Here is a 14,147-nt window from a genome sequence, read left to right on the forward strand (position 1 = left end):
AATTACTGTAACTCAAAATACGCATTTAAGTTTTTGTGTCGTTGAATAATTGCATAGTTTGGCGAAGAAATTGCAAAGTATGGTCGGGTAATTTTTGGTTTTATTAGTCGTCCTCTGCTATCTTTTTCTCCCGTCTTAAGTAACTCCCCAAAGCCTTTTGCTCCACCGATACTTTTTAATCCATGTACCACAACAAAGGTCGTATTTTCGTCGTATAGATCTTTTGATGTGGTGAGATCAAAGTATTTTATTTTCGCAACTTCTTCGTTTAATGTTGCGATAAAAGCTTCAATATCTTCACCCGAATTATTTTCAAATTGAAATATAACATTAAATTTATCGACATCATCATCTAAGACAAATTCCTTTTTAGCCAACACCGGAATCGCGTCTTTTAAAATTTCTTGAGCTTTTTTACCTTCTTCCGAATTAGCATAGGTTAATGCTATATAGTTAATCCCTTCTTTATAAGCTTCAAAACCATAAAGCCTTCCTTTTGCTGATGCTTTTAGAATTTCGAACTTAGGCACAAAATCATCACCTTCTAAGCGCTTAATTTGTGTTTCGGCTTCTGCAATCACTTCAACGTACTCCTCGTTTTCAAATTGCTTATAGAGTTTGGTATAAATCGCTTCAGGACTGTTCTTGTCCTTAGATAATTCAGACTGTGGATTTAATAGAATTTCAGCATATCTTGAGTCGGGATAATTTAGCACAATTGCATTTTTCATCGCTTCTGCCTTTTGGGTCAATCCTAATTCAATATAAACACGATACAGGTTATATTTTGAAGGTAAAATCAATCGATCCTCAGGGTCATTTTCTAATAAATTTTCAAATCTATTTTTAGATAACTGAAACTCTTTAAACTTTTCTTTGTAGATAATTCCTAGTTGATAATAGGCATAATTTCGCTCCGTAATGATACTATCTATTTCACTTTGATTTGTTGGTAATGTCGCTAAATACGTTTCAGGATTAAAACGTTCATCTTCTACCACAGAAGTGACTAAATCATCATCTTTTGAAGTATTTACAATATCTGCACGTTGATTAGAATGTCTCCAATTATCTTGAAACTTGCGATCTCCCCAAAGTTTTAGAAATTCATTTTTACCATAAGCTACAGTAGTGGTGTTGTAGAAATAAAAACTACTGGCACCATTTGACGAATTAGTGGTTTGAAGCTGTCTAGACATTCCTGGCGGAGTACGCTTATTTATTGCACTTGCTTTATTATTTTGAACCAATTGTGTTGCTGTCGTCGATTGGCTTTGTTGCTTTTTTAACGCCTCTTCTTGTTGCTTCTGATCTTCTATAGCTTTAATTCGAAGCGCATCGGTATATTTTGTATAAATCGCTAATTGCTCTGATTCTGATAGATTAACCATTCTCAGAATACTGTCGTTAGTTTGCGCTATACCTTCGTAGTATATAACATCATCTAGGTTTTCGCGCTTTCTTTTAATGATTCGGTATGGCTTAGTATTAGCTACCATTGCAGTCATTGTGCTGTCATAATAAGCACCTGCCGTTTTATAAATGTTTCTATCAAAATACATGTTTCCTAAAGTCTCGTAATCGAGCGCTCTTAAGTACTTGTCTGAAGTGGTTTTTCTAAGCGATTTGTTATAATATACTTCAGAAAGACTGTCTGATGTATTATGGCGATGGTATTCTGCAATGCGGTAATAAATCTTATCTAAAAACGGTCTATTTTCTCTGTTCTCTTCTAAATCTGTAAGGTATTCTTCAAACTCAATTTGATCACCGCTTAAGGCATCAAAATTGTTAGATTTTTCGATATGCGCATTGATGTAAAACGATCTTGGTATTTGGCGATGCATATCTATAATAGCATCGAATTCTATATTTGCACTGTCCTTTTTACCAAATTCGTTATACAACTGTCCCTTAATAAAATGGTAGCGTGCTTTTTCTCTTTTAACCGTTGTGTTTTCTGCTGCAATTGCCAGTTGCGCTATTGCACTATCTTTAGATTTTGTATTAATGTAAGCTTGGGCCAAAGCTGCTGTGGCATCTGCTAAATCCTGACCTTCAATCTCTTCTTCGCGTAATAGACGTTTTAGTTTATCAATGGCTCCTTGATTATTATCTAAACGCATATTTGTTTTTTCGCGCCAGATTTTAACCTGATTAATTTTATCGCTAGTTGGGTATTTATTTAAAATATTGTTGAAGGCAGCCATAGCCGGCACAAATCGTTGATCGAAATAACGGGCTTGACCCAACAATAAATACGCTTCGTCTATCTGAGGATTTTTTTCTTTTCCGTCAATATTCATACCATGAACTTGAATGGCTTTGATAGCTTTTTCTTCGGCACGTTCAAAATCGGCATTTTTGGTTTGTCCTGGCAGAAAGATATCTTCAGAGATATTCATTCTTTCAACAGGAAGCAGCTCCCAGAAATTTTCTGTAAACTCATTATTAACGCCATCCTTTCCTCGCTCTAATGCAATGTTGCCGTTATAAAGCACATTGTATTTTGTGCCCATAGCATGGAAGTTTCTGTTAATGAATTTATCCTTCTTACGCGAACAACTTTGGGTAAGCATTGCCACGCAACATAGAGATACTATAATTTTGTAATAGGTTTTCAATCGTTGGTTCTATTTAAATTAATACCAATTGAATATTAAAATATTTCAACACTAAATTAGTATAATAGATAACTTAAAAACACCCTGTTTAGTGTGTTATGTGGTAAAAATAAGGATCTTTTTGAATTTGAAGCTGAATTTTAGAAGATATTAAATCCCTTCGCTGTTAGAATCAAGAATAAAGACTTGATTGTGGTTTGTTTGGGATTATTAGATAAATTAAAAAAAATATTCACGCAAAGTCGCGGAGACGTAAAGACCTAATCTTGCATAAAAAAATTGGCATGAAAATGAATTTCATGCCAATTTGAATTGTTTTCAAAATCAATAATACTTTGCTATCACAAGTAAATTGCACGTGACACGCATAACTCCCGAATTGTAACTACATAGCAATCTTACGGATTTCAATTTACTCTATTTTTATTCTTCTTCTTCTGAAACCATAGCTCCACTTGCAAAATGCGCTTCTAATTCTTTTAGTGTAGCAGGATTAGTTTCTAAATCTTTAATCACGTTTCCTTTTTCTAAGACAACAATACGCTCACAAACATCTGTAACGTGCATTAAATCGTGACTAGATACTAAAACAGTAACCCCTTGTTTTTCGGCTAAATCTTTTATGATTTGTTTTAATCTAATTTGAGTCGTTGGATCTAAGTTAGCGAAAGGTTCGTCTAAAATTATCACTTCCGGATTCCCAATAAGTGCTGCTACAATTCCGGCTTTCTTTTGGTTTCCTTTACTTAAATCTCTTAAGTATTTTTTCTTACCAATGATTTCACCGTTGAAAAAATCTTCAAACTTAGATGTTAAAGCATCAACATCTGCTTTATTCTGACCACGAAGTTCTCCTATAAAATAAAAATATTCTTCTGGCGTTAAATAGCCGATTAAAAAGCTTTCATCTATAAACGATGATGTAAATGGTTTCCAATCTTCACTTTCATCTACAACAACATTGTTGCTGGTAATGTTTCCAGTGGTTGGTTTAATTAAATCGAGTAACAAACTGAAATAGGTTGTTTTTCCTGCTCCATTATTTCCTACTAAACCAAAACTTTGGCCTTTAGGGATGGTTAATTCTTCGATATTAAGAACAGTTGTTCCATTATATGTTTTTGAAAGGTCTTTTGTATATATCATGATGAGATGTATTATTAGTTATCTTGACTAAAGGCGTCAATCATTTTGTATTTTGAATCGCTATATTTTTTAGTAATGCCTTTCATTAATTTTTTATGAAAAACTATTCCTAAAACCCCAAGAACGATTAATAAGGCTATTGCGGCACTAAATCCAGCCAGCCAATTTACAAGTCCAAACAGCCCCATTGGCACCAACATTAGCGGTATACCTATAAGCCATTGCACAGCACCTGTACCCTGATAATTAAAAGCTGCTTTTTTATCTAAATCTATTTTTTTACGGTTGAAGGATCCTCCCCAAAGTATCACATGCGTATTTACACCAATATTGTAAATGGCTGCTGCAAAATGTGCGATTAAAATTTTGTATCCGAAATACACATAAGGAATTCCCAACACAAAAAGGAGTACAACACTAATCACCATAAGGATAAATTTTGAACGTAAATATTGCTCGTATTTAATATTCTGGCTCATTAAAAGTTTGTAATAACCACTATCCCAAGCCGGAATGAATTGCCCAAAGTTGATGAGGAAAAATCCTGTAGAGAATATCCCAATAAATGCTGACATAAAGGTCATTTCTCTATACATAGGCTGTGGATAGAAAAACAAACCGTAAAGCACACCAATCAATAATAACATGGCCATTGATTTGGTACGTTTATTTCTCCAAATGAGTTTTAAATCGAGTTTCATAAATGGTGCAATATCACCAAAACGCTCTGTCCACGATAAGTCTGAAGCATTAACTTCGGTAACTTTAGTTTTTAATGAGCTGTCTAAATACAGTTTCTTTCTTAAAGTTTTAAAGTTGAAACCATAGCACAATGCTAAAATTGCGATTGGAATTAAAATAAGAATTGGATTATTCGCAATGCCCAAAAATCCGCTTCCTATTAATGTTGTCATTGGTACAATTTCAAAATAATTTAAACCAAATAAAACACTAACCACCACGATTATAGGTAAAAATGACAATTCTGATTCTGCAGAAAAGGCTTCGATTATAAAATTTAAAAAATTAATAATCAGTACTGTAATAATCAGCGCAAACATCCAAATTAAAATTTCCGAAGCGACATACCCATCTCCTATTAACATTATACTAAACGGTATGATGGCAAATAGTGGTAAAAAATTAAAAAATGACAATGCTGATTTTCCTAATACATAGTTAACAACAGTAGATCGTTTAATAGGAAGTGTTAGCAAAGGTTTTACACTCATTACTGGTAATTTTTGCAAAAAGAAACGCATTAATAAATCGCCGATAATCCAGTAAAATAAAAATCCATTGGCTGCTACAAATGGGTCTTGCTCAGGGTACATTTCTTTAAGAATAAAAAGAAGGCCGAATCCTAAGCCTAAAAACATGGCAACAAAATAAAGCGCAAAAAATACCATTAAGATATTGATAGCTATATTTTTCTGCCAATACGACGAACGAAAATATTGTTTCCATTCGAGATTGAGAAAATGTTTTATCATAATGTAATGAAGGGTTGGTTTATGTGATAAGTACGAAAAAACAGAAATTTGTTACAAACTAAATTCTGGATAAGTTTCATTTAGCAGTTTTTCGGCTTTGTTGGGAATCACTTCTAAGCTAATATAATTAACCAAAGCGATAACTGTAAATGCTAAAGAGAACAACACTAAAAAATAAGTGTTACCTCCATAATTCTCTGGTATTTTATACACATTAAATAATTGAGACATAAATATAAACATGGTACTTCCGGCTTGTTTAAAGATCATTTCTTCCAACATCCATTTTTTGTTAGAAAGCTCTTTTCTGCGTCTAAACTGCCTATTAAGTTGAATACTTTTATAAGTACACCAAACTGTTATAATCCCAAAGAAAACTAAAGCTAAAGTTGCTATATACACTGTTGAAAACGTGATGTAAAACAATAAAAACAAGGCAATAGTTGAAATAATTTGTGGCAACTCAAACCATTTCTTAAGTTCTGTCCACATGTAACGCATATAACGCTTATTCATGGCTTTCGCTTTTTGGTCAATGGCATCCATAAAACCAAAAATTCCGAATTTTTTGAAGGCTTTGTTTTTAGCGTCTTCAAAACTGAGTTTAGGTTGCTGTTGCCATTGTTGCTCTATATCATTCGCTAAATGATCTACGAGTTCGGTTTGTAAGTCGTAGTGCTCTACAAAATGTTGCCTTGTAAAAGCGTAGAGGTCTTGTATTTGGTATTCGGTGAGTTTCATGTTGTTAAAAGCTGATAACGTTCATTGTAAATATTATAGATTTTAATAAAGTTATTTAAACTATGTCTACTAAATACAAATAGTAAAGCAAAAAGAATAAATAAGATATAATACGGTTTCATTTCAAGGCCTTCATAATGCCAATTAAAAAGCATAATTAACCAATATGGCATTTGAGTTAATAATAGCGATGATGATACTGCTAGTTGCATGTTCAGCGATTTAGTTTTAAACTTTTTTAAACCACCATAAAATAATTTAGTAAATTCAGTAATAATTATTCCTGACATAGCTACAAAGAGTCCCGCTTTAATACTGTATTGATAAGCTATGAAAGTTACTATTGTTAGCACTAGTAATTCTATAAAAAACCTAATCGAAGAAATAAAAGGTAAAAATGTTTTCCAATATGCCTTTCGATGTTTCCTCCCAATTTCTTTTTGCTTTTGTTTAATAAACTTCTTAAAACCAGTATTGCTCTGATACAATCCTTTTTCAAAAATCTTGTCTTTAGAAACTCCAAATTCAATAAACTGATTACCAAAGCCTCTATGAACATCGAGTAAGGCTTCATTAAAAGAAATACCTTCATTCGTTATTTTATCTTCAACCGCAGAAACAATGTGATCTAACAATTCTAAACGCACGTCCCAAAACTTCACCTCGTTTTTAATGAGGTAATTGTCTATGAATTGTATGTCTGCTTTGGTTAGTTTCATTGTTAATTCACTTTTAGACCTGCTAGGTTTTAAAAACCCGCTAGGTCTCCTTCTATTTAGGTTATGCTAGAGTTTTATATTGCTTTTCGTAACTCTTAAATAATTTTATGCTAACACGAACCAAGACCAGCATTAAAGTTAAAACTATACTTACAATTCCGAGAATCCAAAGTACAGTCGTTAAATCTTTAGCTTGGTGGCTAAAATTAAAAATAATATTGGGTATTTGATAAAACACCAAAAAAGGCATCGCTAAACGTTCTACGACCGAAAATCGTTTTAGATTTTTCACTTTGTGATAAACAACATAAGTTAACAGAAACCCCGATAATCCAATTAATGGAACATAAGAAATAATTAACCTAAACGTTTCTATATTGAAATTTGAATACAAAAAGTAAAACCCGCCAAAAGACGCTAAAAAAATCAGCAGTGTTAATGGATTTAAAACTTCTTTTAAAAATGCCTTCCAAATTTTTCTATCGGCAGATTTTAAAAACTGTTTATTCTCTTTTAAAAGTTGAGCCTTGTTCTGAACCATATAACCTTTAAACACATTGTAGAAATCGCTAGTCGTACTCGCCCGCATTCTATCTTCAATATCTGAGGCGACATGATCTACCATTTCCATTCTTATGTCTGCAAAAACCACATCAGAATTCTCTAGATACGTGTCTATAAATTGTATTTGTTCTTTGGTTAGTTTCATTGTCATTTTAAATGAAGACCCGCTAGGTTTTTAAAACCTGCTAGGTCAGGTCTAAGCGAGCTTTGGATTCACTAAAGCTTGCATCGTTTTAATATACTCAGCTAATTCTTCCAATTTATTAACGGTTTCTTTAGTTCCGGTTTCGGTGAGTTTATAATATTTACGCAATCGGTTATCTACTTTTGCCACTTCAACATCTAACAAACCTTCAGCTTCTAACTTATGTAACGCAGGATATAATGCACCTTCTGTGATTTTAAGTTCTCCTTTAGTTAATTCCTTTACCTTTTGGGTAATTTCGTAACCATACATTTTATCGTGCTCATTTAATAGCTTTAAAATAATGGTAGTTAAACTCCCTTTATATAATTTTGAATTGCTCATCGTAACACAAATATATACATAATTTTCTTATGTATAAGAATCTTATGTATGATCGATATTCAAAAAAAGCTAATGGCTTTTCAATTGGACTCACTTTGACTTCGCTCAGTGACTAACGATTAGCCAAGAAAAAAACCTATCAGGTCTGTAAGAGATTGTTTATCTTTGCAAAAAATTATTTTTAATGGCACATTTTCATTCACTCACTATAAAATCAGTAGATAAAGTAACAGACAGTTCTGTTGCGATAACCTTTGATATTCCCGAAAATCTTAAAGAACAATTCAGCTTTAAAGCCGGACAATACATTACCTTAAAAACAACTATTAATGGCGAAGACATCCGTAGAGATTATTCTATTTGTGCGTCTCAAAATAGCGGAAACGTTACTGTTGCTGTAAAAGCAGTTGAAAATGGAACGTTTTCTATTTATGCCAACACTACCTTAAAAGCAGGTGACGTCTTAGAGGTTGCAGAACCAAATGGTCGTTTTGTATTTGAAGCTAATGCTGCCAAAACAAGAACTATTGCTGCCTTTGTTGCTGGAAGTGGAATTACCCCAGTACTTAGTATTGCTAAAACGCTTTTGGAAGAAGAACCGTTTAGCAACTTTATATTAGTTTATGGCAATAAAACATTGGACGATGCTATGTTTATAGATGAGTTATTGCAACTAAAAAAACAATACGATAATCGTTTTCATGCGCATTTTATGTACAGTCAGTCTCAAGAAACGGATGCTTTATTTGGACGTATTGAAAAAAGCACAGTCAACCTCATCGTAAAAAATAAGTACAAAGGTGTTAGCATTGAAAATTTCTACCTCTGTGGACCAGAACAAATGATTCATACCGTAAAAGAGGTATTAATTGAAAATGGTGTGAAAGAAAAAGCAATTAAGTTTGAATTGTTTACAGCTCCTGTTGAAGCCGGTACTGATGCTGCTGCGGATTCACCTTCTGGCGAAACTAAAATTAAAGTTGTGGTTGATGAGGAAGAGTTTGAATTTAACATGTCGCAAAAACAAACCATTCTTGAAGCCGCTTTAAAGCAAGATATCGACGCGCCTTATTCTTGTCAAGGAGGAATTTGCAGTAGTTGTATTGCAAAACTTACCGAAGGTACAGCAGAAATGCGTCAGAATAATATTTTGACGGATAGTGAAGTTGCTCAAGGCTTAATATTGACTTGCCAAGCGCATCCCACTTCGGCTACTGTTGCTGTTGATTATGATGATGTTTAATCTAGATTATTAGATTCGTTAGATTTTTGAATCATTAGATATACAGACCTTTCATGTTTTAATAACACGAAAGGTCTTTTGGTTTTCAAGACGTTCTTAATACGAAATTTTAGAAATGAATTTGACTCGAATTGACGTAAACTTAGTTCTATATCGTTTTATCTCTTCGAGTGATTTTTTTGGTACAAAAACATAGTATTGAGAAGTTTTAACGTTAAATAACTTCTTTTATCTTAGAAATGATTACCGCTTCAGAAACACTACTTGCCGCCTTCTCATAACCTTCCGGGAATTTATTACCGTAAATAGACGTTGGTAGTAATGGAAACTGAGTTCTATCTGCAGTAAGTGCAAAATCTTTAGGTTGATTAAACGGTGCAAATCCAGCAAAAGGATGTGTTACACCCCAAATTGTGATTACTTTTTTACCCAACATTGCCGCCATATGTGCATTACCAGAATCCATAGCTAGCATGAGGTCTAAATTTGAAATAAGCATTAATTCTTCCTCTAAATTCAATTGTCCTGCAACAGATTTTACGTTAGAGTATTTAGCTTCAAGCTGATTTAAAAGCTCTATTTCTTTAGCACCACCTCCAAATAAAATAACATTGTAATCTTTAGAAAGTTCATTAATTACAGTTTCCATTTGCTCTAAAGGATACATTTTACTTTCGTGTGCTGCAAAAGGAGCAATACCTATAGTTTTTAAATTTTTGTTTGAAATAAAAGCATTTAGTTTCTCAGTTAAAGTCTTTGGTTTTGGAAATGTTGGATTAGATAAATCAACCGTAAAACCTAAATCTTCAAAAACATCAGCATAACGCTGGTATGTGGTTTTTAGTTGCTTAAAAGATACACCTGAAGTCAGTGATTTCTTTTCGGCTCTACCTTTATTTAATTGGACTACTTTTTTTCCGAAGAAAAATAATTTCAAGATTTTACTACGTAAAACGTTGTGTAGGTCTGCAACCGCATCAAACCCAAGCTTTTTTAATTCTTTAGACAGTTTATAGAGTCCTAAAACGCCTTTGTGTTTCCCTTTTAAATCGGCCTCATAGAAGCTTACATTTTCTAAATCTTTAAAAAAAGGCCTGAAAAATGCTCTGGTAACTACTGTAATTTTTAATTCGGGATATTGTGCTGAAAGTGCTCGCAACACAGGAACTGTCATAGCCACATCTCCCATTGCGGAAAACCTAAGGACGAGTATGTGTTTTAGTTTTGGCATAATTTTGTACAAACCTGTCAGGTTTTAAAAACCCAACAGGTTCACGAACTATTTCTGTCCTCTCAAAACAGGGTTTAGTTCATTATCATTGTACATTTTCATTTGCTTATAAACTTTCATGTACTTATCACCATTTGAAATATCAGTAAGCATATCGTCTATTGCGGTACTTAAATCTACACGTTGTTCTAATAAAACATTAAGCTTTGTTTGGCAAGCTGCTTTGTGCGCATCACTAGCATCATCTCTTACCGTTTCGAGATGCATGTGGTAAATCTTTAATGCTAAAATAGATAATCTATCTATTGCCCAAGCCGGACTTTCAGAATTGATTTTAGCATCCGGTTTTACGGTTACGTCTTTGTATTTATTTAAAAAATAACTATCGATATATTCAACCGTATCCGTTCTATCTTGGTTAGAGGCATCAATCATTCGTTTCAACTTTAAAGCTGCAACCGGATCAATGTTTGGGTTTCTAATAATATCTTCGTAAGCCCACTGAACAGTATCAATCCACGATTTTCTATATAACAAATGCGCGATAAGATCATCGCTTTCATCATACTTGTTAGTAAAAGGCTGATCTACTGTATTTAAAACTTTATAGGTTTTAATAACCTCTTGAAAAATAGCGTTTGCTTTTTGTGAAAACATAATGAAATTGATTTAATGTTTACAAATATAGTAGGAATTATTAACTTTAACGACTGAACCAATTCCCATAATATGCAAATTCATAACCTTTCTGATACACCTTCAATTTTAAACACCTTTATGTCTGAATTAAGAGATAAAACGGTTCAGAAAGACAGCATGCGTTTCCGAAGAAATATTGAGCGAATTGGTGAAATAATGGGCTACGAACTAAGTAAATCACTTCATTTTAATCCGCACACTATTGCAACTCCTTTAGGTAATTCTGAAACTGTTTTACATCAAAAAGATATTGTATTATGCTCTATTTTACGAGCAGGTGTGCCACTTCATAATGGTTTACTTAATTATTTTGATGCCGCTGAAAATGCATTTATATCGGCATACAGACAACATAAACACAATCCGGAAAGTTTTGAAATCGTAGTTGAATATTTAGCTTGTCCGAGTTTAGAAGGCAAAACTTTAATTTTAGCTGATCCGATGTTGGCCACAGGACAATCTATGGTGGCTACTTATGAAGCTTTAAAACCATTTGGAACTCCTAAAGAAATTCATTTAGTAAGTGTTATCGGTGCACAGGAAGGTGTTGATTATGTATCTAAAGCGTTTGATGCTGACGTAAAATTATGGATCGCTGCCATAGACGACAACTTAAATGAAAAAGGCTATATTATTCCAGGATTAGGCGATGCTGGTGATTTAGCTTTTGGAAACAAGTTACAACATTAAACCTATAATTGGCACTATAATAAAAAGAGCTATAAAAACTTCTTTAAACCAACGTTCTGAAATCACTTCGATATAATTGGCCATAATAATTGAAAATGGCGCAAATAAAAATAGAAACTCACTACCGTTTTTAGTGGGAGCAATAATAGCAACTAAAATAGCAATTATTGAAGCCCAAGCAATTAAGAAATAAGAGGGCTTTAATTTTTTATTCTTATCAGGAATATTTTTAAAATAATAGATAAGCGTCCATACATAGGATGTAAATAACACGGTGAACTTTAGAATGTTTTCCTTGCTGTTATACGCTGTAAAATCTAAGCTTGCGTAGCGTTTAAAATTTGAAGGTTTTAGATAGACATCATCTACAATAATATTATAGACCAAGAGCAATATCAGCACTGTTGCCACTCCCATAAATGGAATAATAACATTCTTAAAATCATTTTGGGAATGATAAATCAAAGCCACAATCACTAAAGCGAAAAATAGCATCGACCAGAAATAGAATAAAGCCGCTAGTGCAATCCAGAATGCCGCATCAAACAACTTCTTTTTAATGTGTAAGTTAGAATGTAAACTTATTAGCCGTCTTAAAGCAAAAATAATAAACAGATTAGCTAGTAATATATCTGTATGCTTCATTGCTTCTGGAAACATACCAAACAACAAACCAAAGGTCATAATAGCATAACTATTTCTTTGTGTTAGGTTATTTTTAGAAACAATAAAGTCAATTAAAAAAACTAAAAACAAAGTCACTGCCCACTTAAAAAGCGTTGCTAGAGAACTATTTAGATCCGAAAAAAGTAGAGAATAGTTGGTTACTACAAATAGCAGGCAAACATAAACTGCAACAAATATGAAGTTTATAGGCTTAGATTTACTAAAAATACTTGTTATCATTAACTCTTTTTGTATTTTTGCTGCTCAATCCCAATTCGAAATTAGAATTGGTGTAAATTTATAAAGTTATGAATGATTTCTTTAACGGAATAGCGGATTTATTTGTAAATGTGTTATTTGCACCATTTGATGCACTTAAAGCATTAGAACTAGAAAGCTGGTTTTCAGCTAACATAATGTCATGGTTATTTACAGCTATTGGCGTGGTTGCATTTGTTTATTGGATGTTACAACTTAAAAAATACAATGAGAACGGAGAAGAAGATAAAAGTATTTCTTCCCATTCTTATTTATAGGTCGAAACCAATATCCTTACGATAATACATCTTATCAAAATGTAGTTTTTCTATACTTTGATAGGATTTTTTTATGGCCTCTGGATACGTATTTCCATATGACGTAATTGCCATTACGCGACCACCCGAAGTAACCACTTTACCGTCTTTTTCAATTGCTCCTGCATGAAAAACAATAGAGTCTGAAATAGTTTCTACTCCTGTAATTTCTTTGCCTTTCTCGTAAGCTTCAGGATAACCGCCAGAAACTAACATTATTGTTGTTGCTGCACGCTCATCAATATCAATAGTCACTTCACTTAAAGTTTGATTTGCCATCGCTTCAAAAACAGTAACTAAATCTGTTTTTAGTCTTGGTAACACCACTTCTGTTTCAGGGTCACCCATTCTAACATTGTACTCAATCACTTTTGGATCGTCTCCAACTTTAATTAAACCAATAAAAATAAACCCAACATAAGGCAAATTATCTTTCTTTAAACCTTCAACCGTAGGTTTTACGACTTGATTTTCAATTTTATCTAAAAATTCTTTAGTAGCAAATGGTACTGGAGAAACTGCTCCCATACCTCCTGTATTTAAACCTGTATCTCCTTCACCAATACGTTTATAATCTTTCGCAGTTGGTAAAATTTTATAGTCTTTTCCGTCCGTTAATACAAAACAGCTTAATTCAATGCCGTCTAAAAATTCTTCGATAACCACTTTGGTACTAGCCTCTCCAAATTTTGCATCAACCAACATACTTTTTAGTTCGTCTTTCGCTTCTTGTAAATCATTCAAGATTAAAACACCTTTACCAGCTGCTAATCCATCTGCCTTTAAAACATAAGGTGGACTTAGCGTTTCTAAAAACTTGTATCCTTGTTCTACATTTTCTTTAGTAAAGCTCTCATAAGCTGCTGTTGGAATGTTATGACGTATCATAAACTCTTTAGCAAACTCCTTACTGCCTTCTAATTCTGCAGCTGCTTTTTGTGGTCCGATTACAGCCACATTTTTTAAAGCCTCATCTTCTAAAAAGAAATCGTGAATACCTTGTACTAATGGATCTTCGGGTCCGACAACCACCAAATCAATTTTATGTTCTAAAACTGCTGATTTAATCGCTTCAAAGTCAGTAACACCAATATTTAAATTGGTTGCAATTGATTGTGTTCCTGAGTTTCCTGGAGCTACAAAAAGCGCCTTACAACGGTCACTTTGTGCTAATTTCCATGCAAATGTGTGTTCTCTTCCGCCAGAGCCAAGTATTAAAATAGTCAT

The 14,147-nt window shown here is 33.2% G+C and carries 14 protein-coding genes; 3 read left to right on the forward strand and 11 right to left on the reverse strand.

Annotated features, from left to right (window positions below):
* Window positions 1-2: 2 nt before the first annotated feature.
* The 7 genes from porW to DFQ09_RS14395 all read right to left on the reverse strand — a co-directional run bounded on the left by porW (window position 3) and on the right by DFQ09_RS14395 (window position 7,816).
* Complete coding sequence (gene porW / locus DFQ09_RS14365) at window positions 3-2,579, reverse strand: type IX secretion system periplasmic lipoprotein PorW/SprE (protein WP_449489483.1); 2,577 nt, start codon at window positions 2,577-2,579, stop codon at window positions 3-5.
* Between the two features lie 468 nt (window positions 2,580-3,047).
* Entirely contained in the window at window positions 3,048-3,770 is a 723-nt protein-coding gene (locus tag DFQ09_RS14370) for an ABC transporter ATP-binding protein (RefSeq protein ID WP_115811538.1), read from the reverse strand.
* Between the two features lie 14 nt (window positions 3,771-3,784).
* Window positions 3,785-5,263 carry a DUF5687 family protein gene (locus tag DFQ09_RS14375; RefSeq protein WP_115811540.1) on the reverse strand — a complete coding sequence of 493 codons (1,479 nt, stop codon included), beginning with the start codon at window positions 5,261-5,263 and terminating at the stop codon, window positions 3,785-3,787.
* Between the two features lie 51 nt (window positions 5,264-5,314).
* On the reverse strand, window positions 5,315-6,004 hold the full coding sequence (locus DFQ09_RS14380) for a hypothetical protein (RefSeq protein WP_115811542.1): 690 nt from the start codon (window positions 6,002-6,004) through the stop codon (window positions 5,315-5,317).
* Window positions 6,001-6,723 carry a hypothetical protein gene (locus tag DFQ09_RS14385; RefSeq protein ID WP_115811544.1) on the reverse strand — a complete coding sequence of 241 codons (723 nt, stop codon included), beginning with the start codon at window positions 6,721-6,723 and terminating at the stop codon, window positions 6,001-6,003. Before DFQ09_RS14385 ends, DFQ09_RS14380 begins: the two co-directional genes overlap by 4 nt.
* Before the next feature lie 61 nt (window positions 6,724-6,784).
* Window positions 6,785-7,432, reverse strand: coding sequence for a hypothetical protein (locus tag DFQ09_RS14390; RefSeq protein ID WP_147298355.1), 648 nt, complete (start codon window positions 7,430-7,432; stop codon window positions 6,785-6,787).
* 51 nt (window positions 7,433-7,483) lie between these two features.
* A complete protein-coding gene (locus DFQ09_RS14395) occupies window positions 7,484-7,816 on the reverse strand; it encodes a PadR family transcriptional regulator (protein ID WP_092445958.1) in 333 nt (110 codons plus the stop codon).
* A gap of 184 nt (window positions 7,817-8,000) precedes the next feature.
* On the opposite strand from DFQ09_RS14395, the gene DFQ09_RS14400 reads away from it, so the two are divergent.
* Entirely contained in the window at window positions 8,001-9,059 is a 1,059-nt protein-coding gene (locus DFQ09_RS14400; protein WP_115811548.1) for a ferredoxin--NADP reductase, read from the forward strand.
* 214 nt (window positions 9,060-9,273) lie between these two features.
* Here the strand turns inward: DFQ09_RS14400 and DFQ09_RS14405 are convergent, their stop codons facing one another.
* Window positions 9,274-10,290, reverse strand: a complete 1,017-nt coding sequence (locus tag DFQ09_RS14405) for a glycosyltransferase family 9 protein (protein WP_245940365.1) — start codon at window positions 10,288-10,290, stop codon at window positions 9,274-9,276.
* A gap of 48 nt (window positions 10,291-10,338) precedes the next feature.
* On the reverse strand, window positions 10,339-10,947 hold the full coding sequence (locus DFQ09_RS14410) for a DUF4254 domain-containing protein (protein WP_115811552.1): 609 nt from the start codon (window positions 10,945-10,947) through the stop codon (window positions 10,339-10,341).
* Between the two features lie 72 nt (window positions 10,948-11,019).
* Here DFQ09_RS14410 and upp point away from each other — a divergent pair, with 72 nt between their 5' ends.
* Entirely contained in the window at window positions 11,020-11,679 is a 660-nt protein-coding gene (gene upp / locus DFQ09_RS14415; RefSeq protein WP_115811554.1) for a uracil phosphoribosyltransferase, read from the forward strand.
* Here upp and DFQ09_RS14420 read toward each other — a convergent pair.
* Window positions 11,668-12,585 (reverse strand): DUF6427 family protein, encoded by a 918-nt coding sequence (locus DFQ09_RS14420; protein ID WP_115811556.1) that lies wholly within the window; start codon window positions 12,583-12,585, stop codon window positions 11,668-11,670. The genes upp and DFQ09_RS14420 overlap by 12 nt on opposite strands.
* 68 nt (window positions 12,586-12,653) lie before the next feature.
* Here DFQ09_RS14420 and DFQ09_RS14425 point away from each other — a divergent pair, with 68 nt between their 5' ends.
* On the forward strand, window positions 12,654-12,881 hold the full coding sequence (locus DFQ09_RS14425; protein WP_115811558.1) for a DUF6341 family protein: 228 nt from the start codon (window positions 12,654-12,656) through the stop codon (window positions 12,879-12,881).
* Here the strand turns inward: DFQ09_RS14425 and purD are convergent.
* Window positions 12,876-14,147, reverse strand: coding sequence for a phosphoribosylamine--glycine ligase (gene purD, locus DFQ09_RS14430; protein WP_115811560.1), 1,272 nt, complete (start codon window positions 14,145-14,147; stop codon window positions 12,876-12,878). The genes DFQ09_RS14425 and purD overlap by 6 nt on opposite strands.

It is taken from the genome of Winogradskyella pacifica (assembly GCF_003386275.1).
Classification (GTDB): domain Bacteria; phylum Bacteroidota; class Bacteroidia; order Flavobacteriales; family Flavobacteriaceae; genus Winogradskyella; species Winogradskyella pacifica.

What these genes read in the sequence shown, in the direction of transcription:
- DFQ09_RS14385 (WP_115811544.1), bottom strand. Translation starts at nt 6,723, where the DNA reads ATGAAACTAACCAAAGCAGACATACAATTCATAGACAATTACCTCATT.
- DFQ09_RS14425 (WP_115811558.1), top strand. Translation starts at nt 12,654, where the DNA reads ATGAATGATTTCTTTAACGGAATAGCGGATTTATTTGTAAATGTGTTA.
- DFQ09_RS14400 (WP_115811548.1), top strand. Translation starts at nt 8,001, where the DNA reads ATGGCACATTTTCATTCACTCACTATAAAATCAGTAGATAAAGTAACA.
- DFQ09_RS14420 (WP_115811556.1), bottom strand. Translation starts at nt 12,585, where the DNA reads ATGATAACAAGTATTTTTAGTAAATCTAAGCCTATAAACTTCATATTT.
- upp (WP_115811554.1), top strand. Translation starts at nt 11,020, where the DNA reads ATGCAAATTCATAACCTTTCTGATACACCTTCAATTTTAAACACCTTT.
- DFQ09_RS14390 (WP_147298355.1), bottom strand. Translation starts at nt 7,432, where the DNA reads ATGAAACTAACCAAAGAACAAATACAATTTATAGACACGTATCTAGAG.
- porW (WP_449489483.1), bottom strand. Translation starts at nt 2,579, where the DNA reads ATGCTTACCCAAAGTTGTTCGCGTAAGAAGGATAAATTCATTAACAGA.
- purD (WP_115811560.1), bottom strand. Translation starts at nt 14,147, where the DNA reads ATGACTATTTTAATACTTGGCTCTGGCGGAAGAGAACACACATTTGCA.
- DFQ09_RS14395 (WP_092445958.1), bottom strand. Translation starts at nt 7,816, where the DNA reads ATGAGCAATTCAAAATTATATAAAGGGAGTTTAACTACCATTATTTTA.
- DFQ09_RS14405 (WP_245940365.1), bottom strand. Translation starts at nt 10,290, where the DNA reads ATGCCAAAACTAAAACACATACTCGTCCTTAGGTTTTCCGCAATGGGA.
- DFQ09_RS14380 (WP_115811542.1), bottom strand. Translation starts at nt 6,004, where the DNA reads ATGAAACTCACCGAATACCAAATACAAGACCTCTACGCTTTTACAAGG.
- DFQ09_RS14410 (WP_115811552.1), bottom strand. Translation starts at nt 10,947, where the DNA reads ATGTTTTCACAAAAAGCAAACGCTATTTTTCAAGAGGTTATTAAAACC.
- DFQ09_RS14370 (WP_115811538.1), bottom strand. Translation starts at nt 3,770, where the DNA reads ATGATATATACAAAAGACCTTTCAAAAACATATAATGGAACAACTGTT.
- DFQ09_RS14375 (WP_115811540.1), bottom strand. Translation starts at nt 5,263, where the DNA reads ATGATAAAACATTTTCTCAATCTCGAATGGAAACAATATTTTCGTTCG.